The sequence below is a fragment of the Saccharopolyspora thermophila genome (genome assembly GCF_014646075.1).
GTDB lineage: Bacteria > Actinomycetota > Actinomycetes > Mycobacteriales > Pseudonocardiaceae > Saccharopolyspora > Saccharopolyspora thermophila.
The window spans coordinates 14,167-36,143 of the sequence record NZ_BMMT01000022.1 but is presented as its reverse complement, the minus strand read 5'-3'; the positions used below and the strand labels follow the sequence as shown (position 1 = coordinate 36,143).

The following is a 21,977-nucleotide window of genomic DNA, read 5'->3' as shown; positions in this document are numbered from 1 at the left end:
CGCCCTCCCACGTCACCGTTCACCCGTCCGCGCTCATCCTGCCGGACCGGAACGGGCGTGGGGTGCGGTGTGGTCGTTTCGCCGTGTGCGGCCCGCGTGACCTGCGGTGACTACGGCCAGTGGATCGACGGGTCGCTCACCGACGCCCGGTAGATCCTGGTGTGGTCGGTTTCCAGGTACCCGCCCATCGGCGGCACGGGCGGCGGTGCGGTCGTCAGGTCGGGGCGGGTGAACTCGCTGGTGTCCCAGTCGCCGGGACCTCGCCCACCCGAGGACACGATCGGTGTGGGCACCACCTCGACCTCCGAGGCCGTGTGCGCGGCTCCACGCCGCCGTTCCGCCGAACGTGAGGTGCGGGCGCGCAGCGGGTGGGCTGCCGCGTCGCTGATGAACTGCTTGTGGGCGGTGCGCCACACCGTGCACGGCCACGGCCTGCTGCGCAGCGTGCCCTGGCAGGACGGGCAACGGCCGTCCTCGCCCGGGTGGTGCGCGGCGAGCAGGGCGCGCAGCGCTTCGGTGAGCCGGTACAGCTCGGAGCGGGCCACCGGCAGCAGCACCTCGGTCTGGTCCTCGGCCACCACCCGGTCCAAACTGTCGAGCCGCTCAAGAACAGCCGTGCGCAGCGCTGTCGCCATCACGTCGTCTCCCACCGTTGTCGAACGTTCGGGGTGCGTCGGTGCCGTGGGTGGAGCCTGCGAACGGCAGGAGCATCCGCGCCGACTCCAACGGGTGACATCGGCAGTCGGCGTGCCCGCCTGCACGCCCCGCGCCCCGTGCTCACCCCATCGAGTGGTTATCGATTCGGCGCGAAATTGGCCGTGTGCGGGCGGCGCACGGCGTCGGCAAACGGGCAGTCGTGTCCTACACTGACAGTGGCGGCCTGCTCCCGGTGACCCCCAGGCTGGTTGAGCGGGCCGCCCCGTAATGTCACGCCGATTGGCGACTCTCCGTAACCGATTTCTCGTCGGATTTCGCCCCCGGACCAGTGATGAACCGCTCATCCAGGGGTGCCTGCACAGCGTCCAGTGGCCCTATCCCCCAACCCGAGCAAGGGAACTCCGCTGCCACCGGAGCAGGCCCGGCCCGACGTGCGGAAGGGAACCTTCCTGCCACCCCAGCGGCACGGGAGGTCCCCGGGAAAACGAGCGAGGGAACTTTCCTGCCGCGCGGGTGGCAGGAAAGTTCCCTCGCTGAATCGGCGCCGGTGCGGTCGCCGATCAGGACAGGACGTCGCTGATGGGGGTGCTGGTGAGACCGTGGGCCTCGGCGACCGGCGCGTTGACCAGCTTTCCGTCGTAGGTGTTGAGGCCACCGGCGAGCGCCGCGTCGGTCCGGCACGCCTGCTGCCAGCCCTGGTCGGCGATGCGCACCACGTAGGGCAGCGTCACGTTGGTCAGCGCGTACGTCGACGTGTTCGGCACCGCGCCGGGCATGTTCGCCACGCAGTAGAACACCGAGTTGTGCACCTGGTAGGTCGGGTCGTCGTGCGTGGTCGGTCGCGAGTCGGCGAAGCAGCCGCCCTGGTCGATCGCGATGTCCACCAGCACGCTACCCGGCTTCATCTCCGACACCAGCTGGTTGGACACCAGCTTCGGGGCCTTGGCGCCCGGGATCAGCACCGCGCCGATGACCAGGTCCGCGGCCCGCACGGCCTGCTCCACCGAGTACCGGTTGGACGTCACCGTGCGGATCTGGCCGTGGAAGACCCGGTCGATCTCGCGCAGCTTGTCGACGTTGGTGTCCAGCAGCTCCACGTCAGCGCCCATGCCCACGGCCACGCGGGCGGCGTTGAGGCCCGCGACGCCGCCGCCGATCACCACGACCCGCGCCGGGTGCACGCCCGGAACACCGCCAGGCAGCACGCCCCGACCACCGCTCGGGCGCATCAGCGAATACGCGCCGACCTGCGGGGCGAGACGGCCAGCGACCTCGCTCATCGGCGCAAGCAGGGGGAGGGCTCCGTTGGCGGTCTGCACCGTCTCGTAGGCGATGCCCGTGATGCCGGACCTGAGCATCGCCTGGGTCAGCTCGGCGGAGGCGGCCAGGTGCAGGTAGGTGAACAGCACCTGGTCACGGCGCAGCCGCGGGTACTCCTCGGCGATGGGTTCCTTGACCTTGAGCACCAGCTGGCCCTCGGCCCAGACGTCCTCGGCGGTGGGCAGCACCTTCGCGCCCGCCGAGAGATAGTCCTCGTCGGGGATCGAGGAGCCGGCGCCCGCGTTGGTCTCGACGAAGACGTCATGACCGCGGGAGACGAGTTCGTGCACACCCGCAGGAGTGATCGCGACCCGGTACTCGTGGTTCTTGATCTCGCGCGGAACTGCGATCTTCACGACGAAATCCTTTCTCGGCTGTTGCGGACAACGATCCGCTGCCGCTGCCGGAGGCGCATCATTCCCGCGCAATGAGATTGCCCCGGCTGCTTTGTGCTCGCAGCACAACGCGCATCCGTCCCCAGGTTTCGGCAAAGTTGGGAGTCTCGCCCCGACACGCGGGGGCGTGTTGGTTCCCAGGTTTCGGCAAACAAACTTGGGAGCTTCATCCCGGCGCGTGCGGGCGTGTGGGTTCGCAATTTCAGCCGTGCTGGGCCCAGCGGTCGGCGAGGAGTTGGACCAGGAGCGCGGAGCGGATCTCCGGGTCGTCGAGGTCGATGTCGACGAGTTGGGTGAGGCGCTTCATCCGGTACCGGAAGGTGTTCGGGTGCACCCTCAGCTCCCGGCTGGCCTGCCGCGGATCGCCGGGGTGGCGCAGCCACGCGTGCAGCGTGGCGAGATAGTCGGTGCCCTGTGTGCGGTCGTGCTCCCGCAGCACCGGCAGCGGCCCGAGGGCACCCACCCCGGCGTCGGTCGCCGCACCCGCCATGCGGCTCAGCACCACGCGGTGCCAGTTCTGCTCGTACACGGCCACCCGCTGCTGCAGGTGCCCGGCGCGCAGCAGGCTGATCAGTTCCTCGGCCTGGGCCCGCGACCGCGGCAGGTCGGCGACCGCCACGGCGGTGCCCACGGCGATCAGGGGGCGCGGTGTCACGTCGTGCGATGCGAGCGCGGCCCGCAGGTCCGGCCAGCCGCCGGGCCCGGCGCGGTCGGACACCAGCGCATACAGCAGGGTGCCGATCTCGGTGACCAGCGGGCGCCGCCCGATGCCGCGGGTGATCCACTCCCACATCGCCAGCCGGTGGCCTTCGGCGGGCCCGGCGGAGGCGGGTGTCTCGATGGCGACGACGCGGTGCGCCTCGCTGGGTACGGCCAGCTCGTTGGCGGCGGCCCGCCAGCCCTCGCCGCCTTCGAGCAGCAGCCGCACCTGCTCGGCGGTCCGCCGCCGCCCCGCGTCGGCCACCGCGCGCCACCGCAGCAGGTGCAGCGCGACCAGCGGCGCGGTTTCGGCGAACGCCGTCGACCGCTCCTCCGACACCTCGCCGGGCACGACCGCCCACATGGAGCCGAGGAGTTCGCCGCCCATCCGGATCGGCACGACCAGGCGCGGCAGCGTGCCGTCCTGCTGGGCGGGCACGAAGATGGCCGAGCTGCCCTTGCTGATCTGCCGGAACGTGCCGCGGGCGCGGAACTTGGCGAGCACGTCGTCGGGCTGCCTGCGGCCCATGATGGTGGACACCCGGGCCGGGTCGATGAGGTCCTGCCGGGCCGAGTAGGCCAGGACCTGGGAGTGCGCGTCCTCGATCGTGACCGGCGCGTCCACCACGTCCGCGACGGCGTCGGCGAGGCGGAACAGGTCGCTGACGCCGGGGCCGCGCGCGTCGGCGTCCTCGATGCCGGTGCCCGCCAGCGCGGCCCGGACCAGCCACACCAGCTGCGCCCACGCCGTGCCGGGCCGCACCTCGACCAGCGCGACCCCGGCCCGCTCGGCGGCCGCGGACACCGCCTGCTGCGTGGCGACCGGTGGCTTGAGCAGCACCGCGGCGGCGTCCCGAGCGCCGCAGGACTCGATCAGCGCCACTGCGGGCTCAACGTCGGACACCGCGACGCCGAGCACCAGGTCACCGCCCGCCGGGTTCACCGGTTCGCCGGGTTCGGCGATCACGACGTCCCCGACGCACGAGGTGGGCTCCGGGAGCACCACCGGCCGCAGCAGGGTGGGCCCCACCCGTTCGACCAGCGCCCGGATGTCCAGCATCACCGGCCTCCTCGCCGAGCACATCGGACCGCCCTCGCACCGGGGGAGGGGCGTTGACACCGGGGCGGACCCGTCTATCGTTGCTGAGCATCACCGACAATCGCATACCGGCCGTCGACCCCGTGCGGGAGAGACCCGGCCAGCCGTGCTGACCGGGCGCCGAAGGAGCAAGACTCCCCGCAAACTCTCAGGCACCCACGACCGTTCGGGCGAGGCAACTCTGGAAAGCGCGCGTCGCCGCCGACGCGCCACCCACGGTGCAAGCCGCGGCTGCCGCGGTGAAGCTCTCAGGTCCCGAAACAGAGGGGGAGGCCCAGACCAACGAGGGCACGACCGTGCCCCCCGACAGTGACGGAGCCTCCCGAGATGTCCGTTCCCACGCACCTGCGCTACACCGAAGAGCACGAGTGGCTGGCGGACCGGGGTGACGACCTGGTCCGCATCGGCATCACCCGGCACGCCGCCGACGCCCTCGGCGACATCGTCTACGTGCAGCTGCCCGAGGTGGGCGACCAGGTCGAGGCCGGTCAGCCCTGCGGGGAACTGGAGTCCACCAAGTCCGTCAGCGACCTGTTCGCGCCGGTCACCGGCGAGGTGGTGGCGACCAACCAGGCCGTGGTGGACGACCCCGGGCTGGTCAACTCCGAGCCGTTCGAGGGCGGCTGGCTGCTGGAGGTGCGGGCCACCGCCACCGGTGCCGTGCTCACCGCCGATCAGTACGCGGCCCTGATCGAAGGCTGACCCGACCTTCTGCGGACTGGCCGCCAGGAGCTTGCCGGCTGCGGCGCGGTCCGCTCGACACCTGTGGGGAAAGAGGAGGCGGTCAATGGCGATCAGCGTCTTCGACCTGTTCTCGGTGGGGATCGGGCCATCCAGCTCGCACACCGTGGGTCCGATGCGTGCGGCGGGGATGTTCGTCCGGCGGTTGCGTGCGGCGGGTCGGTTGTCGCACGTGGTCCGGGTCAAGGTCGAGCTGTTCGGGTCGCTGGGGGCGACCGGGCACGGTCACGGCAGCCCGAAGGCGGTGTTGCTGGGCCTGGAGGGCCACCGCCCCGAAACCGTCGATCCGGCAGCGGTGGAAGGCCGGGTCGCGGAGATCCGCGAGACGGGCCGGTTGCGGCTGGACGGTGACCGGGAGATCCGGTTCGTGGTCGAGCGGGATCTGGTGATGCACCGGCGCAGGTCGCTGCCGCTGCACCCGAACGGCATGCGGTTCACCGCGACCGACGCCGACGGCGGTGAGGTCGACAGCGCGGTGTTCTATTCCGTGGGTGGCGGGTTCGTGGTGGACGAGCAGGCCACCGGTGCGGACCGGATCAAACCGGATGAGACCGCGGTGCGGTATCCGTTCCGGACCGGGGCGGAGTTGCTGGCCCGCACCGCGGAGTCGGGATTGTCGATCAGCGGTGTGATGCTGGCCAACGAGCTGTCGTGGCGCTCGGAGGACGCGGTCCGCGAGGAGCTGCTGGGCATCTGGCGGGTGATGCGGGAGTGCGTGGACAACGGGTGCCGCAACACCGGTGAGCTGCCCGGTGGGCTGCGGGTGCGGCGTCGGGCGGCGGAGTTGGCCGCCACGTTGACCCCGCAGGACGATCCGCTGGAGTGGGTGACGTTGTTCGCGTTGGCGGTCAACGAGGAGAACGCCGCCGGTGGGCGGGTGGTGACCGCGCCGACCAACGGTGCGGCGGGCATCGTTCCGGCGGTGTTGCACTACTACATGCGGTTCGTGCCGGGCGCGGACGAGGACGGGGTGGTGCGGTTCCTGCTGGCCGCGGGTGCGGTGGGGGTGTTGTTCAAGGAGAACGCCTCGATCTCCGGGGCCGAGGTCGGTTGCCAGGGCGAGGTGGGTTCGGCGTGTTCGATGGCCGCGGCCGGGTTGGCCGAGGTGCTGGGCGGCACGCCGCGCCAGGTGGAGAACGCCGCGGAGATCGCGATGGAGCACAACCTGGGGCTGACCTGCGACCCGATCGGCGGTCTGGTGCAGATCCCGTGCATCGAGCGCAACGCGGTGGCCTCGGTCAAGGCCATCACGGCGGCGCGGATGGCGTTGCGGGGGGACGGCACGCATTTCGTCTCCCTGGACAAGGTGATCAAGACGATGCGGGAGACCGGTCGGGACATGAAGGTCAAGTACAAGGAAACGGCCCGCGGCGGTCTCGCGGTCAACGTCATCGAATGCTGACCGGCCCGATACCGCGCTGACCAGCCAAGATCGCGAGGCGGCGGTCGGCGCCTGGATGACGGTGTGGCGCGTCGAAAACCAGTGGTCGTGATCATCGGCGTCGCGGGATGATGGGGCCGTGCGACCTGCGGTGGGTGCCGTCCTGGTCCGGTGCGACGAGTGCGGCGGTTGGGAACACGCTGGCGCGCCTGGTTGCCGCCGGTGCGCCGAGCTGGTGGACGGCATCGTCGAGGACGAGTGGCGGAGGTTCCTCGCCGACTGGCGCGACGTCCCCGAAACCGAGGTTGCCGAGCTCGTCGCGGCTGAACCCGACCGGCACGACTGGCGGGTGGTGGACGCGGCCCTGGACCGGATCACCTGCGACCGGTGCGGCGACCGGCTCGGCCGCGGCCCGGTCGACTGCGCCGCGTGCGAGCTCGCCCACGGCTTGCGGTATGCCGCCATCGAAACCGACCGACCCGGTGTTCCACCCGGCAACGAACACGCGGTGCGGGTGAACGTCTCCGTCGTGCGCCGACCACAGGCGACCTCGGCACCGGAAGTGCTCGTCCGCCGCCTGCTGCTGCCCGCCCTGCTGGTGGGATTCCTGCCGACGACAGCCGAAGCCCAGCGCCTGAAGGCAGTGGTCAACGAGGACACTGACCCGGGCCGCGTCGCCGAGCTCGTCGACGAGCTGGTCCGCAGCCGCGGTCCGTTGGCTACGCGGTCACCATGACGTAGACCAGACCCGAGCAGGCGACCAGCACGGAAAGCGCCGCGACAGCAGCCGGAAGCGCCCCGCCCGGCAGCGGTTGCCGGGCCCGCAGGCAGCGGTCGCCGAGCACGTGGCGCCGCCAGACCAGCCAGAACACCACCACCGCCGCCAGCGGCAGGGTGAGCACCCCGCACACCACCGCCGCCACCGCGTTCGCGTGGCCGAGCAATCGCAGCAGCACGATCATCCCCACCACGAACGCGAGCGTGGTGCGCAGCCAGGCCAGTGTGGTCCGCTCCAACTGCAGCCCCGGGTCCCACGGGCTCCTCGGCGGTGTCGACATGCCTACCACCCCGTGAGGAAGACCAGCACGCAGGCCAGCAGCCCGATCACGCCGAGCCCGTATCCCAGCACCGGCGCCAACCGCGGCGCGGGCAGCGGACGCCCCAGCCGCAACGCCCGCTCGGTGATCATCCAACGCGTGAAAGCCGTTGCGCTGCACAGTGTTCCCGCGAGCAGCAGCAGCACCGCCAGTGCCGTCCGAAGTGGATCAGGGTGGCCGGACACGGCGTTGAGCGCCTCGATCCCGACCCCGCCGGCCATCAGCGCCAGCGCGGTCCGGATCCAGGCCAGAAACGTCCGCTCGTTGGCGAGCGTGAACCGAGGATCGGGTTCCGCGCCGTCCTGGTACAGCCGTCGTGGCCAGCGGGAATCCTCGTCGTCTCGCGCCATGGCCTCACGGTAGCCCGCCCACATCGTGGTATGAGCCCCGCGCCGACCCCGCACAGCGAGTGCCGGACCCCGCACGCGGCGAGGCCCGGCACCCGTGCCCGGATCAGAACGCGAACACCTTGCCCGTCGCGGCCTCGGCCACGCACGCGTTGGGGAACGTCTTCTCGAAGGTGACCGGCCGGTTGTGCCAGTGGCCGCGGGCGGTGAGCGTCACCGGCGCGTAGTTCAGCGTGCACATCGCGTGCCCGCTGTTGAGCAGGTCCAGGTTGCCGTTGACCGCCTGCAGGGTCTGGCAGGCGGCGGGGGCGTACGGGTGTGAGCCACCCGCCGGGTCACAGGTCAGGACCACCGTGCGTGGCAGGTCGTCGCGCGCGGTGCCCTGCACCGACAGGTGCAGCATGCTGCCCGCCGAAGCGGTGGTGGGCTCGGCGGAGGCCAGCGCCGGGGTCAGCACCGTCCCCGCGAGGGTCGCAGCGACGAGGACAGCGCGGCCGAACAGCTGTTGTGCAGCCATTGTGGTAATCCCCTCCTCCGAAGGGTGCGTTGGGTACGTTCGCTTCCCTTTATCGCCGCAGCTGCCCCGGTTGCTCGCTGATGACCTTCCAGATCACTGGAAGGTGTTTCACTCGAACCGGCTTTGGTCACCACTCGTCACGAAACACGGGCATACGGCCGCTCGGCAGGTCGCTCGAAAGCGGCGTACTGCCTCGAAAAGATGGTGGACCTTTCGTCGTCGACTGGTCATTGTGGTGCACAAGATCGACCCCGTCCGACAGCGACAGGAGACCTGATGGCGACGGCATTCGCAGAGCCGGGCAGGGCCACGGTGCGCAAGGCGGCGTTCGCCAGCGCGGTGGGCAACACCATCGAGCTGTACGACTTCCTGATCTACGGCACCGCCGCGGCTGTGGTGTTCACCAAGCTGTTCTTCCCCGCCGGTGACCCGTGGGTGGGCGCTCTGCTGGCGTTCGCCACGTTCGGCGCGGGGTTCCTGGCCCGCCCGCTGGGCGCCGCGGTGATCGGCCATTTCGGCGACGTGGTGGGCCGCAAGCTCATGCTGGTGATCACCCTCACCGTCACCGGGCTGTGCACGGCCGCGATCGGGCTGCTGCCCACCTACGGGCAGGTCGGGGTGTGGGCGCCGCTGATGCTGGTGACCCTGCGGCTGGTGCAGGGCTTCTTTCTCGGCGGTGAGCAGGGCGGCGCGGTGCTGATGGCCGTCGAGCACGCGCCACCGCACCGCCATGGCTGGTACGGGGGCTGGACGTTCCTCGGCTCGCCGACCGGGATGTTTCTGGTTACCGGGGCCTTCGCGGCGGCCACCGCGATCTCCGGCGACCAGTTCCTCGCCTGGGGCTGGCGGGTGCCGTTCCTGGTGAGTCTGGTGCTCGTGGGCGTGGGCCTCTACGTGCGGCTGCGGCTGGGGGAGAGCCCCGAGTTCGCGCGGCTGCGGCAGCGCGGCCAGCGCGCCCGGCTGCCGGTCGCCGAGGCGTTGTCCCGCTCGTGGCGGCAGATTCTGCTCGCCGCCGGAGTGAACCTCGGGTTGCTCAGGTTTTCTTAGACCCTGTTTCCTGCTGATCTTCGCCGTCGGTCCTGTGAGCGGCTGAAAGAGGTGGGGTGTAGAGGTGAGCGAGCGGCGCATCTTCGATGAGGACTCCGACCAGACCGGTCTGCCAGACTGGCTCACCGGCGATCTGCCGGTGTGGCTGTGGCGCGAGTGCCTGCGAGACGAGTACGGCGAGCAGCCGGACGAGGTGCTGTGCAGGTACACGTGGGTGACTCGCCAGCAGATCATGTTGCACCGGCCCGGCGAGGACGGGTGCGCGCCTGCGGGGACGCCTTCCCGTGCCTGACGTTGCGCCTCCACGCGACTACCTACGCCGAACGCGCCGGATGCCGCCACGAGGAATGGGCGGTCAGTCCCGACGAACGTGGTGAATGCCAGGTGATGCGCCCCCGGACGTTCGCGCGCATCTGGGACATCGAGGCATGCCGCGAGCGCATCGTGCCCGTTGATGAGCTTCCCGCCGATCACTGGTGAGCATCGAAACGACGAACGCCCCGGCCGAGTGTGATCCATTGAGGGATGCACCACGAGTGCCGGACCCGGAACGGGTCGTTGCCCAGTCGGGCCGCGCTTCATGATGTGAACGGAACCGCCCCCGGCGCCACGGATGCCGGGGGCGGTTCTCTATCTGCGGTCAGCGGTCGAACCGGCCGCCCTTGATCGCGTCGACGAACGCAGACCACTGCGGCGCGGTCGTGGTGAAGTACCCTGCGGCGCGGTTCTTGGTGTCGCGCACCGCGGCGCCGTCACCGAAGCGCCTGACCTCGATGCAGTTGTGGGTTCCGCTGTGGCTGGACTTCCTCCACGCGCTGACGGACACGGACGTCACCCTTCGGTCTGGTGCCGGTACTCGGCGGCGAGTTGTTGCAGGATGGCGCGGGCGTCGTCTCCTTCGCATGCGACCTGCCACAGCCGGTCCATGAGCCGGTGGTAGATGGCGACCTGGTCGGGGTCGTCGATGCTGAGTTCGGCGGAGACGTGCTCGACTTGCACCAGGTCGTCGAGCATGGTGAAGCCGTTCATCGTGATGTTGGGCAGACGTCGGAACTCGGGCAGCACACCGAACCGCAAGCCTGGGATGTCGACGGCGGACACGAGCCGGTCGAGTTGGCCCAGCATGGCGTCCGGCGCCGCGACAGGATGCCGTAGCGCGTGCTGCGACACGATGATCTCGATGTCTTTGCCCTGGTAGAGCACCTGCTGTCGCTGCATCCTGACGCGCACCGACGCTTCGATGTCGGAGTCGGGCACTTGGAGTAGTTCGGCTTGGGTGCGGAACACCGCCCGTGCGTAGTCCGCGGTCTGGAGCAGGCCCGGGACGACACCGAATTCGACGTTGCGGATGCGGGCGGCGGCGTGCTCGCGGTCGAAGCTCTGCTGCTGCCGGGCCCGGTGTCCGGCGCGGAGCTGCGCCCGCCACGCGGCTTTGCTGATGCGCAGCTCGGCGAGTTCGTCGAGCATCTGACGGACCGAGGAATCCGGCGCACCGAGCGCGTCGAGCCACTGGGTGACGTCGGAGTCCTCGGCCGTCTGCTTACCGTTCTCCAACTTGGAGATCTTCGAGTGCGGCCAGCCCAGCGCAGACGCCAGTTCGCGGCCGGTCATGCCCGCTTCTTCTCGGAAGCGGCGCAAGCGCTCGCCGAAGTCCTGTCGTCGCTGTTCGAAGCTGGTCACGCTCTCCTCTTCCTCACCGCACCAGCACGGCCCATTCCTCGGCTGGTGCCGCGGCGCTCCACGCTCGGTCCCGCCACTGCCGGTACCGCTCGATCTCGGTCACGTCGGTGATCATCTCAAGGCCGAGCATCCCCCGTTCCCCGAAGTGCATCACGCCGACCCGGTCGTCATCGAACATCCAGAAGTCGGTCCCGATGGGCAACCCCAGGGACTCGGCCTTGGACATCGACAAGCTGCGGATCTCTTCTCCTGCGGGCAGGTTCGCCCGCAGCGCCAGGTCCATCTCGAACCGCAGGTAGTCGGTCAACGGCTCGGTGAGCACCCGGACGCGCTGGAACTTGCGTCCCTCGCTCGTCGCGGCCCGGACGTTGTCGGTCCAGGGCGCCAGCCACGAGTCGTCCGGCGGTTCACCGTTCAGGAACCGCCGCAGCGGCTCGTCCTCGACTGGTTCCCGGTAGACGCCTTGGGTTTCCAGCCGGAACGCCGTGTCGCGGAACGTTCGGAACAGCCGGTCGAACTCCGCACCTGAGACCAGATCAACCATGGTCAGTCCCTCGCAAACCGCAGCAGGGCCTTCGGGATCTCGACAGCGGTTTCGTGGTCCGGTAGCCCCCGTTCGCGCAGCGTGGCCAACGCCTCGGGGTCGGTGATTCGCGTTCCCTGCACGACGTAGGTGTCCCGGTCCGTCTCGTACAGCTCCGGGCAGCCGCCGCCGCCGCTCGTGGTGCCGAGGTGGGTGAGCTTCATGTCGGTCTCTCCTTGTCGGCCGGTAGTGAACCAAGCGCGCACGGTTCGCGCAACCACCAGCGAACGCCAGGAACCACACGCACGCCTTGGCCCAACTGGGTGAGTTGTTCGCGAAGCTTCGCGGATGTTTCTTGTGGTCCATGCTCAGCGTGGCCCGAGCACCACAGGAGGTCACCATGGCCACATACCGGCCTCACCCGTTCCACTGGGTGCCCGCCGCTGGGCAACGGCACGCGAGCACCGACCCGCACAGCGCCGGGAACGTGTACGCCACAGGAGCCGACGTCACGACGCTGTGCGAGCGCCGCGTCAAGGCCGAAACCGATGAACTCGCCTGGTTGTGGGAGACGTGCCCGGACTGCAACGCCGCGGCGCGGGTGCTCGCCGGGCTCCCGCCGATGTTGGGCGCTGCGGTCGCCAAGACGGGCGGCGCGCGATGAGCGAGCAACCTACGACGCCCCTGCACACGCTGTTGGTGCGCACGGCGGCCGTGCTGGAGGACCTGGCCGACGACGTGCGCGAGCGGCGCGCCACCGACCACCAGCTCACCGAGATGGCCGATTTGTTGGACGAGGTCTCCGCAGCGCTGCGCGACCATTCCGCCACCTACGTGCCGCCCCGCGTGGTCGACGGGAGGGAAGAACGATGATCACAGCGTTGATCGCCGCCGGACTGCTCGGCGTCGGCGCACTGGCGTTGTGGGCGACGTTCTACTACGTACCGGCGCGGCATGCCGGTGGAGGCGAGGGCGCGCTGACCGTCGCCTACCTGGTCGCGCGAGTCGAGGCCGAGACGAGCGGCGGCCGTCACCGGCTGCGCGAGCCGCGCACGGTCCAGCTGCGCGGGGACCTGGCCGACGCGCTCGCCGTCGAGGAAACGCGGTTCCTGCCGCTCGTCGAATCCGGCCTACCTGTCGACGACCGTCACGCCATGGCCAAGCATCCCGGCTTGCTGCGGCGGGTGCTGGCCAAGCTCGAAGACCTGTAGGCCCGGCTCGGTGTCGTGACTTCCCCGACCGGCACCGAGTCGCCCCGGCGCGGGCGGTGGATCGCCCCTCGGTTCACCGCCCCGCCGGGTTCCACATTGGCGCAGACCGCGCCCAGCACGAGAGGACCTGATGAGTTCCATCGAGGACGTCAAGGCGGCGTTGCTCCAGGTGCCTGAGGCCATCCTTGCCGTGGGCACCGCCGCGAATGCGGTCACCGCCGCGTACGAGCAGGCATACGTGACGGTCAGCAGTCTGATGACCGGCAGCAACAACCCGAACGTCGCCGCGCTGCTCGAAGAACTGAACGCGAACAAGCAAGCCGCGTTCGCATTGGAGGGCGGGGAGGATCGCGTACGGACGCTGATCCGCAACCTGATTGCGACCTTTTGAGCTGCCGGTCGGCGCTTCCCCCGGCGCGCCGACCGGTTCGGAATCCGGGTTCCCTGACCGTCGATCCCCCAGGGCGGGATGGGCACCCGGACGGTCGGGCGACTGGCGAGCCCCCCGACGGTCGCCCGACCACCCCAGCCCCCGGCGCGGCACGGCCGCGGATTCGGGACGGGCCAGGCTCGGGGTTGCCTGGCCTGTGCGCCCGTGACGGGGCGACGCGCGGCAGGTGGGCCGCAACCGGCCCCGACCGCGCCGGGGAACCCGCCGGGCTCGGCGTATGCGTCCGCGGCGACAGCCACCCGCCTAGGGGTATACGCCCCCGGTGGACCCCATCGAGGATCACCAGGGATCACGGAAGAGGAAGGAATGGCAGCATGAGTGCATCTGTGACCGCGTTCGGGTTGGAAGTCGCGGCCCGCAAGCCGATTCCGGTCAGCGAGGTGGATCTGACCCGGTTGGTGTTCGACCCGAAGCGGCAGATCATGCTCGCCCCCGGCGAGGACGGGGTGAACACGCCGTGGTGCAAGCACTCCGACGGGCAGACCACGACCAACTCCAACGCCGACGGGCACGGCGGGCCCGAGACCGACACGGATTGGACCGAGGACTGATCCTGTGGCGGTTCTCGTTCTGCCCCAGCGTTTCGACGCCACCGCCGATGTGGTGATCGACGAACTCAACCGGCGCGGGGTGCCGCTGGTGCGGGCCGACCTCGGCGACCTCATCGTGTCCGCCGAGCTCGACGGCGCGCGCTGGAGCGGGGTTCTCGCCACCCGCCACCACGCGGTGAAGGTCGACGACGTGACGGGCATCTACTACCGGCGGCCCACCAACCCGACCGCGACGGAGGGTGTGAGCGGGGATGCCGCCAAGTGGATCGAGACCGAACAGCGGTGGGGGCTGCGGGGTCTTCTCGCAGCCCTTCCCCGCGCCACGTGGGTGAACTGGCCCCCGGCGGTGCATGCCGCCGAGCACAAGCCCTACCAGCTCGCCCAGGCCGCCGAGGCGGGTTTGCCCGTCCCGGACACGCTGATCACCAACGACCCGGAGAAGGCCGCGGAGTTCGCCGAGCGCGCGAACCCGGTGCTCTACAAGGCGTTCCGGGGAATCCCGGTTGAGATCGACGGGCAGCCGCGGCTGTTCTACGCCACCGAGGTCACCCCCGCAGCAGTGCCACGCCGAGTCGGTGAGGGTGGCCCCGATCCTGCTACAGCACCGCATCGACAAGGCATTCGACGCACGCGTCACCCGCGTTGACGGGCGGGTGTTCGCGGTCGCCCCGCGCACGGAATCCGGTGCGGCGCAGTTGGACTGGCGGGTCGACCACGCGGCGAACACCTGGCAGGCCGTCGAGATCCCGGCCGAGGTGCGGGCCCGCCTGGTGGTGCTGCTCGATCGCCTCGACCTGCGGTTCGCCGCGTGCGACTTCTCCGTCGACCACGACGGCCGGTGGTGGTTCCTTGAGGCGAATCCGGCGGGTCAATGGGCCTGGGACCACCCGTTACGTGATCAGATCACCACCGCGCTCGCCGACGCCCTGACCCAGGAGAGACCTCTGTGACCACCACGACCGAAACCGAAGCCCTGCGGGCCCGACTCGTCGCCCAGCTCACCGGCGAGGGCTACCTGCGCGACCCCGCGTGGATCGCCGCGTTCAGCGACACGCCCCGCGGGTTGTTCGTCCCGTACTACTTCGAGGCGCGCACCGACCGGCCCGGCTGGCGGTTGCTGGAGCGCAGCGACGAATGGCGCGATGGGGTGTACCGCAACGCCGCGCACATCACCCAGATCGACAACAACCCCGACGGGGTGCTGGCCGCCCGGCGCGGTGAAACCGTCACCGGTCAGCCGACATCCTCCAGCTCGGCGCCGTCGTTGATGGCGCTCATGCTTGAAGCCCTCGACGTCCACGACGGGCACCGGGTGTTGGAGATCGGCACCGGTAGCGGCTACAACGCCGCCCTGCTCTGCCACCGGCTGGGCAGCGACCACGTCGCCAGCGTCGACGTCGACCCCGTGCTGGTCGACTTCGCCCGCGACCGCCTGGTCAAGCTCGGCTACACCCCGCACCTGGCCGCCGTCGACGGCCGCGACGGCTGCCCCGAGCAGGCGCCGTTCGACCGGATCATCGCCACCGTCGGCGTGCACCGCATCCCGGCCGCGTGGATCGACCAGACCCGCCCCGGCGGCATCATCCTCGCCCCGCTCACGGTCGGGGGGCTGCTGGCTCGGCTCACCGTCGACGACGGCCGGGCCGAGGGCGCGTTCCTCCCGGACGCGGGCATGTTCATGCCCACCCGAGACCAGCAGATACCGGCCGCCACCATCCCGCACCGAGACGCCGCCACCACCGAACCCGAGCCGACCAGCCTGGCCGTGGACGTCGCCACGGGGCGGGAGTTCGAGTTCTTCGCCGCCCTGCACACCGGCCCGTACAGCCGGATCGGCTTCACCTCCGCCGACGGCTCTGCGCCCGAAACCTGGCTCATCCGCCCGGACGGATCATGGGTCTGCCACACCACCCCAGAGCTCGGCCGACACCTCGTGCGCCAAGGCGGCCCCGCCCGGCTGTGGGACACCATCGAGCGCGCGCACCAGCAATGGCAGGCGCTCGGCAGCCCGGCCCGCGACCGGTTCGGCCTCACCGTCGAGGCTGGGAAACACCGCGTCTGGCTCGACGAACCCTCGAACCCGGTCACCGACCTGTGATGGGCGGCTGAACGGCTGCGCCGCGGCAGAACGGGAATGCGCCCCGCACCTGGTGACCGGTGCGGGGCGTGTTCGTCGTGCAGGTCATCCCGGAGGACGCTCGACGCCCTCGCGGCCTCGGTCAGCGCGGCCGGTTGAATCTGGCATCGACCGCCACCCGCGAGAGAGCATCGGCTCATGCTCGAACTGATGTTCACAGCGGCATTGGTGGTCACCATCGCGTTAGCTGTCTGCGCGATCCGCTGTGCGCGCCGCGCTCGCCAAGATGCAGAAGAGGCACGGCAGGATGCGCACCGGGCGCAACGGCGCATTGACCAGTACGAAGCCGCGTTGCGACTGGTCGACCAACCCGCCCCATCGCAGCCCCGGCATCGTCGCCACTTGCGCAGCGTCAAGAGCACGGGACCCGCCGGGCGCCTTCAGGGGTACGCCCGCGAACACCCAGCAACGACCACGGCTGTCGCCTCGACCCTGGCCGCGGTCGCGAGCATCGGCATGGCCAAGCCCAACATCGAGGGACGGCCGGGCGAGCAGACGGAACCGCCTACGGTTCCCAACGTCCCGATCCACATCCTGCAGAACCGCGCACCCCTGGTCGCCTCGGTAGCCACCGAATCGCCCGCATCGTGACGGCGCCCCAGCATCTCGCGGTGAGGCCGAGCTTCACCGAACCCACGTGATGTTCACCCGGTCGACGGGGTCCACCCTGCGCCCCCGCCCGGCCGGCATCACGTGAATCTCCATGAGCGCCCGCAGAACTTCGCGTTCCTGGTTCATGTCCAACGTCGGCCAATGCCGGGCGATGTCCGGTCGCACGACGTGGCGGAGCACGGACGGGATGCGCAGTTCCGCGGCCCGCTTCTCGGCTGCCTCGATACGTGGGAGATAGGCGCGTTCCATCCTGGCGAGCCCCATCGGGGACAGGCACACGTTCATTTTCATCCTCACCACGTTCCTGCTGACCTACGGCACCGAGGAGCTCGGCGCGACCCGCGACCTGATGCTGCTGGGCAGCCTGTGCGGATCGGCCGCGCAGATCGCCGGAATCCTGCTGTTCTCGCACCTGTCGGACCGGCTCGGCCGCACCCGCGTGATGCTGGGCGGCGGCATCTTCCTGGCGGTGTACGCGTTCCCGATGTTCTGGCTGCTCAACACCGCGAACCCGGCGCTGATCGTGCTCGCGATGACGTTCGGGTACGCGGGTTCGGCCGCGGTGTTCGGCCCGATGGCGGCGTTCTGCGCGGAGCTGTTCACCACGAACGTCCGCTACACCGGGGTTTCGCTGGGATACCAGGGCGGTTCGGTGCTCGGCGGCGGGCTGTCCCCGCTGCTGGCGACGAGCCTGCTGACGCTGTCGGGCGGGGCGTCCTGGCCGATCGCCGCCTACCTCGTGGTCGGTGCGCTGATCACGGTCACGTGCCTGATCATCACCGGCGACCCGACCCGCTGGGCCCGCGAACCTGAGCCCGCACCGGCGTGACCGACGGTCCACATCGAACTCCGGCCGGGGTGGGGCATCAGGGCCGGCTTTCGCGTGATGGCCGCAGCTGTGGGTCCAGCAGGTGTTGCGCGGCCACCCTCGTGCCGTCGGTGCGGATCGTCGTGGCGACATCCCGGGCGCGGGCCGCGACGTCCGGTGCCAGGGCGCGGCTGAGCGCTCCGGTCAGCGAGTCGACCGTCGGCACGCCCCGCGGGTGCGCGACCCCGATCCCGAGGTGGTCGACCCGCCGGGCCCAGTAGTGCTGGTCGTAGACCTGAGGGAGTACGACCTGGGCAGCCCCGGCTTTCGCGGCGGCGGTCGTGGTGCCCGCGCCGCCGTGGTGCACGACGGCGGCGACCCGGCGGAACAGCGCCTGGTGGTTGACCTCTCCGACCAGCAGGCAGTCGTCTCCCTTGTCCGGCAGCGGCAGATTTGCCCACCCGCGGGAGATGATCACACGGCGGCCGAGCGCGCGGGCCGCGTCGACCAGCACCCGGCTGACGTCTTCGTGGGGGGACCTCATGCTGCCCAGTCCGAAGTAGACGGGTGGTTCGCCGGCGTCAAGGAAGGCCGCCAGTTCGGGCGGCAGCGGGCGTTTGTCCGGCAGGATCCACGCGCCCGTCTGGCGCACGGCGGGGTCGTCGGGCTCGGGCCAGGGACCCAGCACGGGGTCGGCGGCCAGCAGCGGCTGGTCGCCGAGGACGTGGCTTCGCACGTCCTCGACCGGGGCCAGACCGGCACGGGCGCGGTGGGCGTTCAGCGCGGGGCCCCATGTGTCGTTCCAGCGCCGAGCGTCCCACGCCCACCGCTGGCGGTGGGGGCCCGTCTCGTCCTGCGGCCATCCCGGCCACGGGGCCGGCGCGTGGTGCGGCGACGGCACGGTGGCAGGGCAGTAGTGGACGTGGACGTAGCCGGCCCCCACCAGTTCGGCGACCGACCGCCCAGCGACGAGCACCGCCCCGCACGCCACCAGGACCTCGCACCCCCGCGCGGCCTCCGGGAGCGTTGCGAACTGCGCGGCCACGGCGTCCGCTGCCGCCCGACGCCGTCCCTCCGGTGAGGACAGGTCCCAGCTCCGCTCCCCGGATGTCGCCGCCGGGCGCATCGCCGGGCCGAGGGGGATCGCCGGAATCCCCAGGTCCTCGATCCAGTCGCAGAAGTCGGGAGACACGCAGACGCGAACGTCCTGGCCGAGCGCCTGTAACCGCGAGGCCAACGCCGCCACCGGCTGGACCTCCCCGCGCGACCCGATCGTCGACAACAACACCCGCATGCGAACCTCCTCAGAAAGCTGCGTCGCACATTAACTGCGTGACGCAGTAATTGCGTCACGCAGGTTAGTGGTGTTAGGGTCCGGGCCGCAAGCCGGATGGGAGGGCAACGCGGACGTGAGCGACACGGCGATCCGACGGGTGCTGGCCGCCTTGCCGGACTGGGGGAACACCACCTCCCAGCTCAACGCCGAGATCGCCAAGCGGATGGGCGTCACGCTCAGCGACCTGGACTGCCTGCACACGCTCAACAAGCACGGACCCGCCACCGCGGCCGACCTGGCCAAGCGCGTGGGGCTGACGTCGGGCTCGGTCTCGCGCATGATCGACCGGCTCGACGCGGCCGGATGCATCGAGCGGGTCCGCGATCCCGGCGACCGGCGCAGGGTGCTCATCGAACCCACGGCCAAAGGACTCGAGCGGGTCCGCGCCTACTACGCCAAGCTGGCCGCGCACACCCGCGACGACCTCGCTGACTTCACCGATGCCGAACTCACCGCCGTGTTGCGCTTCATCCAGCGGGTCCACGACAACAGCGCGGCCGAACTGGCGCGGCTGCGGGCCACACCGGCGGACCGCGACCGCGGCCCGCGCCACGACGCGGAGCACCGGACCGGCGACCGCGGCGACGACATCGGCCGGTGAGCCCGAGCCGGCGTCCCGGCGCACCGGGAGCGGAGTGACAGGAAAGTTCCCTTGCTCCGCTCAGCCCCGGTACAGCTCGTCGAGGAGGTCGGCGTACTTCTGCTGGATCACGTGCCGCCGGATCTTCAGCGTCGGGGTCAGCTCGCCGCCCTCCACGCCCCACTGCTGGCCGAGGATCCGGTACCGCCTGACCTGCTCGGGCGGGTTCAGCCGGGCGTTCGCGTCCCGCACCGCGCGGTCCACTTCGGATCGGACCGCCGGGTGCTCGGCGAGCTCGGCGAGGTCCCGGAACTCGATGCCGTGCTCCCGCGCCCACCGCGGCGCGGTCTCCTCGTCGAGCACCACCAGCGCCACCAGGTACGGGCGGCGGTCGCCGAACGCCAGCGCGTGCCCGACCAGCGGATGCGCGCGCAGCGCGTTCTCCACCAGGGTGGGGGCGATGTTCGTGCCGCCGGAGGAGATGATCAGTTCCTTCTTGCGGTCGGTGATGGTGAGAAACCCGTCCTCGTCGACGAATCCGGCGTCGCCGGTGTGCAGCCAGCCGTCGGCGTCGACCACGGGCCGCACCACCCCGTCCGCCTGCAGGTATCCCGCGCACACCAGCGGGCCGCGTACCAGGACCTCCCCGTCCGGCGCGATGCGCACCTCGACACCGGGCACGGCGCGGCCGACGGTGCCGCGGCGGCGAGCGCCCGCGTGATTGGTGGTGACGCAGCCCGTCGTCTCGGCCATGCCCCACAGCTCGTGGATGTCCACGCCGATGTCGCTGAACAGATCGAGCAGCGCGCTGTCGATCGGCGCCGCCCCACTGGCGGGCCACACCGCGCGGTCCAGTCCGATGCGCGCGCGCAACTGCCGCAGCCCCTGCGGGGTGGCGCGCTGCTCGGGCGGCGCGGTGCGGACGACGGCGGCGAGCCTCTCCCAGACCCGCGGCACGCCGAAGAACAACGCGGGCCGGACCCGGGCCAACGCGGTCGCGATCCGCTCCTGGTCCGCGCAGAAGTGCACGTGGGCGACGTCGTGGAGGGCCGAGTAGAGCCCGACCACGCGTTCGGCGATGTGCGCGAGCGGCAGGTAGCACAACCGCGGCGCATGCGGTATGGCGCGGGTGACCTGGTGCAGCGCGGCGGCCGCGAAGCAGATGTTGCGGTGGGTGAGGACCACGCCCTTCTGTTCACCGGTGGTGCCCGAGGTGTAGAGCACCGCGGCCGGATCGGTGGGGGCGACTGACTCGCCCGCCCGCTGTACGAGCCCGGGGTCCTCCCGTAACCGCTGCTCGCCGAGTGTCCGCAGCCGTTCCCACGTGCGGAACCGGTGGTCGGCACTGACCATCGCCGCCTCGTCGAGCACCACCACGTGCTCGACCGCGGAGGCGTTGCGCAGCACCTTGGACCAGCGGCGCACCTGGTCGGCGCCTTCGAGGACCACGATGTGGGCCCGGCTGTGGTGGGCGATGTAGTGCACCTGGTCCTGGCTGAGCGTCGGGTACAGGGTGCTCGGCACCGCACCGAGGTGGGTGGCCGCCACGTCCACCAGCCAGTGCTCAGCCCGGTTGGGCATCATGATCAGCATCGTCTGGCCGCGCTGCAGGCCCAGCGCCGCCAGTCCGGCGGCCAGCACGTGCACGTCGTCCTGCACCTGCGCCCACGTCAAGGTGCGCGACCGGCGATCACCGTCGGTGAGCGCGGGGCGGTCCGGATAGTGCGCGGCGTTGCGGGCGAGGAGTCGGGGGACGGTCGTGTTCACCGCGGTCTCGGCCCAGTTCGGCGGATCGCTCATCGCAGCGGGTCTCCCCTCGGTCCCTCCAGGTGACGTGCGTCACGACGCGATGAAACCTCATCCGGGGCGATGTTGGCCAGCACCCAAAGCCGCAATCGGCGCCACCGGTGTCACACGTGGTCGCGGATGACGTCGTTCACCGCCCGCTGGAACCCGTTGACCAGCACCTGGATGGTCAGCGGACGCAGCTGGTCGGTGACCGCGCGGACGCGTTCCCGCTCGTCCTCCGGACGGCCCCGCTCCACGTAGGGGCGCAGCACGTTCGCGGCGAACAGCTCGCGCAGCTCCGCGGCGATCTGCGCGGTGTGTTGCTCGACGATTCCCTTGGCCTGCACCAGCATGTCCAGCGGCAGGTCGAGGTCGAGGATCTGCAGGCCGACGCCGAGCATCGCCGGGCTGGGCAGCCGCAGCCGCGTCGAGTCGGGGATGCGCTGCAGGATGCCGAGCTCGACGAGCTGGTCGATCAGCGCGTCGTCGAGATGCCGACCGGCGCGGCGGTCCAGTTCGTGCCGCTCCAGGTCCTCGGCGTGTTCGTCGGTCCACGGGGCGATCAGCGCCCGCTGCAACGCCAGTTCGTCGGCGGAGGCGTCGGCGGGAATGCGCTCCAGGTGGCGCTCGATCGCGGAGAGCGTGAAGCCCAGCCCCTGCAGTTCGCGGATCAGCTCGAGCCGGGCGAGGTGGTCGCCGCTGTAGAGGCCGAGGCGCCCGCGCAGCCGGGGCGGCGGCAGCAGGCCGCGCGACGAGTAGAACCGAACGGTCCGCACGGTGACTCCGGCGCGGGCGGCCAGTTCGTCGATGGTGAGCTCTTCGTCCGCAGTTCGGAGCATGCCCGCAACGTTACCTCCGGGCTGCTGTAACACCAACGATGTCGCACCAGTGCTGTGATCATCGCGTTCCGAGGTCGTCTCGCTGCCAGGGCGCGGGAGTTGATACCCGGTGTTGGGGGACCTGGTGGTGATCACCAAGGCCGCAGTCCGGGTGTCCACCG

Annotated in this window: 30 protein-coding genes and 2 riboswitches; of the genes, 16 read left to right on the top strand and 14 right to left on the bottom strand. The window is 70.7% G+C overall.

What is annotated here, in order from left to right:
- Positions 1–110: 110 nt before the first annotated feature.
- The 3 genes from IEY17_RS22970 to IEY17_RS22960 form a co-directional block, all read right to left on the bottom strand.
- Positions 111–650 (bottom strand): hypothetical protein, encoded by a 540-nt coding sequence (locus IEY17_RS22970; protein ID WP_229680517.1) that lies wholly within the window; start codon positions 648–650, stop codon positions 111–113.
- Positions 651–1,217: 567 nt separating this feature from the next.
- Complete coding sequence (ald, locus tag IEY17_RS22965) at positions 1,218–2,333, bottom strand: alanine dehydrogenase (RefSeq protein ID WP_188991177.1); 1,116 nt, start codon at positions 2,331–2,333, stop codon at positions 1,218–1,220.
- 241 nt (positions 2,334–2,574) lie between these two features.
- A complete protein-coding gene (locus IEY17_RS22960; RefSeq protein WP_188991175.1) occupies positions 2,575–4,131 on the bottom strand; it encodes a PucR family transcriptional regulator in 1,557 nt (518 codons plus the stop codon).
- A gap of 115 nt (positions 4,132–4,246) precedes the next feature.
- A riboswitch (glycine riboswitch) is annotated at positions 4,247–4,345 on the top strand.
- Positions 4,346–4,444: riboswitch (glycine riboswitch) on the top strand.
- Positions 4,445–4,497: 53 nt separating this feature from the next.
- On the opposite strand from IEY17_RS22960, the gene gcvH reads away from it, so the two are divergent.
- The 3 genes from gcvH to IEY17_RS22945 all read left to right on the top strand — a co-directional run bounded on the left by gcvH (position 4,498) and on the right by IEY17_RS22945 (position 7,028).
- On the top strand, positions 4,498–4,872 hold the full coding sequence (gcvH, locus tag IEY17_RS22955) for a glycine cleavage system protein GcvH (RefSeq protein WP_188991173.1): 375 nt from the start codon (positions 4,498–4,500) through the stop codon (positions 4,870–4,872).
- Positions 4,873–4,957: 85 nt separating this feature from the next.
- A complete protein-coding gene (locus tag IEY17_RS22950; RefSeq protein WP_188991171.1) occupies positions 4,958–6,313 on the top strand; it encodes an L-serine ammonia-lyase in 1,356 nt (451 codons plus the stop codon).
- A 118-nt stretch (positions 6,314–6,431) separates the two neighbouring features.
- Positions 6,432–7,028 carry a hypothetical protein gene (locus tag IEY17_RS22945; RefSeq protein WP_188991170.1) on the top strand — a complete coding sequence of 199 codons (597 nt, stop codon included), beginning with the start codon at positions 6,432–6,434 and terminating at the stop codon, positions 7,026–7,028.
- On the opposite strand, the gene IEY17_RS22940 is transcribed toward IEY17_RS22945, so the two are convergent.
- The 3 genes from IEY17_RS22940 to IEY17_RS22930 form a co-directional block, all read right to left on the bottom strand.
- Positions 7,012–7,350, bottom strand: coding sequence for a DUF202 domain-containing protein (locus tag IEY17_RS22940; protein WP_188991168.1), 339 nt, complete (start codon positions 7,348–7,350; stop codon positions 7,012–7,014). The two genes, IEY17_RS22945 and IEY17_RS22940, sit on opposite strands and share 17 nt — an antisense overlap.
- 2 nt (positions 7,351–7,352) lie before the next feature.
- Positions 7,353–7,739, bottom strand: a complete 387-nt coding sequence (locus IEY17_RS22935) for a YidH family protein (protein ID WP_188991166.1) — start codon at positions 7,737–7,739, stop codon at positions 7,353–7,355.
- Positions 7,740–7,842: 103 nt separating this feature from the next.
- A complete protein-coding gene (locus tag IEY17_RS22930; protein ID WP_188991164.1) occupies positions 7,843–8,253 on the bottom strand; it encodes an SSI family serine proteinase inhibitor in 411 nt (136 codons plus the stop codon).
- 276 nt (positions 8,254–8,529) lie between these two features.
- On the opposite strand from IEY17_RS22930, the gene IEY17_RS22925 reads away from it, so the two are divergent.
- Together IEY17_RS22925 and IEY17_RS22920 are read left to right on the top strand one after the other, a co-directional pair.
- The gene (locus tag IEY17_RS22925) at positions 8,530–9,300 is read left to right on the top strand and encodes an MFS transporter (protein WP_229680515.1); all 771 of its coding nucleotides are present in this window, start codon (positions 8,530–8,532) and stop codon (positions 9,298–9,300) included.
- 64 nt (positions 9,301–9,364) lie between these two features.
- Positions 9,365–9,592 (top strand): hypothetical protein, encoded by a 228-nt coding sequence (locus IEY17_RS22920; protein ID WP_188991162.1) that lies wholly within the window; start codon positions 9,365–9,367, stop codon positions 9,590–9,592.
- A 348-nt stretch (positions 9,593–9,940) separates the two neighbouring features.
- Here IEY17_RS22920 and IEY17_RS22915 read toward each other — a convergent pair whose 3' ends face one another.
- The 4 genes from IEY17_RS22915 to IEY17_RS22900 are packed head-to-tail and all read right to left on the bottom strand — an operon-like array spanning position 9,941 to position 11,727.
- The gene (locus tag IEY17_RS22915) at positions 9,941–10,126 is read right to left on the bottom strand and encodes a DUF397 domain-containing protein (protein ID WP_229680513.1); all 186 of its coding nucleotides are present in this window, start codon (positions 10,124–10,126) and stop codon (positions 9,941–9,943) included.
- Positions 10,127–10,131: 5 nt separating this feature from the next.
- Positions 10,132–10,980, bottom strand: a complete 849-nt coding sequence (locus IEY17_RS22910; RefSeq protein ID WP_188991157.1) for a helix-turn-helix domain-containing protein — start codon at positions 10,978–10,980, stop codon at positions 10,132–10,134.
- Between the two features lie 13 nt (positions 10,981–10,993).
- Complete coding sequence (locus tag IEY17_RS22905; RefSeq protein WP_188991155.1) at positions 10,994–11,524, bottom strand: DUF6879 family protein; 531 nt, start codon at positions 11,522–11,524, stop codon at positions 10,994–10,996.
- 2 nt (positions 11,525–11,526) lie between these two features.
- The gene (locus IEY17_RS22900; RefSeq protein ID WP_188991153.1) at positions 11,527–11,727 is read right to left on the bottom strand and encodes a hypothetical protein; all 201 of its coding nucleotides are present in this window, start codon (positions 11,725–11,727) and stop codon (positions 11,527–11,529) included.
- 176 nt (positions 11,728–11,903) lie between these two features.
- On the opposite strand from IEY17_RS22900, the gene IEY17_RS22895 reads away from it, so the two are divergent.
- The 9 genes from IEY17_RS22895 to IEY17_RS22855 all read left to right on the top strand — a co-directional run bounded on the left by IEY17_RS22895 (position 11,904) and on the right by IEY17_RS22855 (position 16,444).
- Positions 11,904–12,167: an HC3 family zinc finger protein gene (locus IEY17_RS22895; RefSeq protein WP_188991151.1), complete on the top strand. Its 264-nt coding sequence runs from the start codon at positions 11,904–11,906 to the stop codon at positions 12,165–12,167.
- Positions 12,164–12,376: a hypothetical protein gene (locus IEY17_RS22890; RefSeq protein WP_188991149.1), complete on the top strand. Its 213-nt coding sequence runs from the start codon at positions 12,164–12,166 to the stop codon at positions 12,374–12,376. The genes IEY17_RS22895 and IEY17_RS22890 overlap by 4 nt, the downstream gene beginning before the upstream one ends.
- Entirely contained in the window at positions 12,373–12,714 is a 342-nt protein-coding gene (locus IEY17_RS22885) for a hypothetical protein (RefSeq protein ID WP_188991147.1), read from the top strand. The genes IEY17_RS22890 and IEY17_RS22885 overlap by 4 nt, the downstream gene beginning before the upstream one ends.
- Before the next feature lie 130 nt (positions 12,715–12,844).
- The gene (locus tag IEY17_RS22880; protein ID WP_188991145.1) at positions 12,845–13,105 is read left to right on the top strand and encodes a hypothetical protein; all 261 of its coding nucleotides are present in this window, start codon (positions 12,845–12,847) and stop codon (positions 13,103–13,105) included.
- Positions 13,106–13,479: 374 nt separating this feature from the next.
- On the top strand, positions 13,480–13,716 hold the full coding sequence (locus IEY17_RS22875) for a putative ATP-grasp-modified RiPP (RefSeq protein ID WP_188991143.1): 237 nt from the start codon (positions 13,480–13,482) through the stop codon (positions 13,714–13,716).
- A 4-nt stretch (positions 13,717–13,720) separates the two neighbouring features.
- Positions 13,721–14,362 carry an MvdC/MvdD family ATP grasp protein gene (locus IEY17_RS22870; protein WP_188991141.1) on the top strand — a complete coding sequence of 214 codons (642 nt, stop codon included), beginning with the start codon at positions 13,721–13,723 and terminating at the stop codon, positions 14,360–14,362.
- Positions 14,292–14,666: an MvdC/MvdD family ATP grasp protein gene (locus tag IEY17_RS22865; protein WP_188991139.1), complete on the top strand. Its 375-nt coding sequence runs from the start codon at positions 14,292–14,294 to the stop codon at positions 14,664–14,666. Before IEY17_RS22870 ends, IEY17_RS22865 begins: the two co-directional genes overlap by 71 nt.
- The gene (gene tgmC / locus IEY17_RS22860) at positions 14,663–15,814 is read left to right on the top strand and encodes an ATP-grasp peptide maturase system methyltransferase (protein ID WP_188991138.1); all 1,152 of its coding nucleotides are present in this window, start codon (positions 14,663–14,665) and stop codon (positions 15,812–15,814) included. Before IEY17_RS22865 ends, tgmC begins: the two co-directional genes overlap by 4 nt.
- 177 nt (positions 15,815–15,991) lie before the next feature.
- Entirely contained in the window at positions 15,992–16,444 is a 453-nt protein-coding gene (locus IEY17_RS22855; protein WP_188991135.1) for a hypothetical protein, read from the top strand.
- Positions 16,445–16,477: 33 nt separating this feature from the next.
- Here the strand turns inward: IEY17_RS22855 and IEY17_RS22850 are convergent, their stop codons facing one another.
- Positions 16,478–16,756, bottom strand: coding sequence for a hypothetical protein (locus IEY17_RS22850; protein WP_188991133.1), 279 nt, complete (start codon positions 16,754–16,756; stop codon positions 16,478–16,480).
- Between IEY17_RS22850 and IEY17_RS22845 the strand changes: the two genes are divergently transcribed.
- Complete coding sequence (locus IEY17_RS22845; protein WP_188991275.1) at positions 16,713–17,294, top strand: MFS transporter; 582 nt, start codon at positions 16,713–16,715, stop codon at positions 17,292–17,294. The genes IEY17_RS22850 and IEY17_RS22845 overlap by 44 nt on opposite strands.
- A 37-nt stretch (positions 17,295–17,331) precedes the next feature.
- On the opposite strand, the gene IEY17_RS22840 is transcribed toward IEY17_RS22845, so the two are convergent.
- Entirely contained in the window at positions 17,332–18,567 is a 1,236-nt protein-coding gene (locus IEY17_RS22840) for a glycosyltransferase (RefSeq protein WP_188991131.1), read from the bottom strand.
- 115 nt (positions 18,568–18,682) lie between these two features.
- Between IEY17_RS22840 and IEY17_RS22835 the strand changes: the two genes are divergently transcribed.
- Positions 18,683–19,210, top strand: a complete 528-nt coding sequence (locus IEY17_RS22835; protein WP_188991129.1) for a MarR family winged helix-turn-helix transcriptional regulator — start codon at positions 18,683–18,685, stop codon at positions 19,208–19,210.
- Positions 19,211–19,270: 60 nt separating this feature from the next.
- Here IEY17_RS22835 and IEY17_RS22830 read toward each other — a convergent pair whose 3' ends face one another.
- Together IEY17_RS22830 and IEY17_RS22825 are read right to left on the bottom strand one after the other, a co-directional pair.
- The gene (locus IEY17_RS22830; RefSeq protein WP_188991126.1) at positions 19,271–20,989 is read right to left on the bottom strand and encodes an AMP-dependent synthetase/ligase; all 1,719 of its coding nucleotides are present in this window, start codon (positions 20,987–20,989) and stop codon (positions 19,271–19,273) included.
- A 110-nt stretch (positions 20,990–21,099) separates the two neighbouring features.
- Positions 21,100–21,816 (bottom strand): MerR family transcriptional regulator, encoded by a 717-nt coding sequence (locus IEY17_RS22825; protein ID WP_188991124.1) that lies wholly within the window; start codon positions 21,814–21,816, stop codon positions 21,100–21,102.
- Between the last annotated feature and the right edge of the window lie 161 nt (positions 21,817–21,977).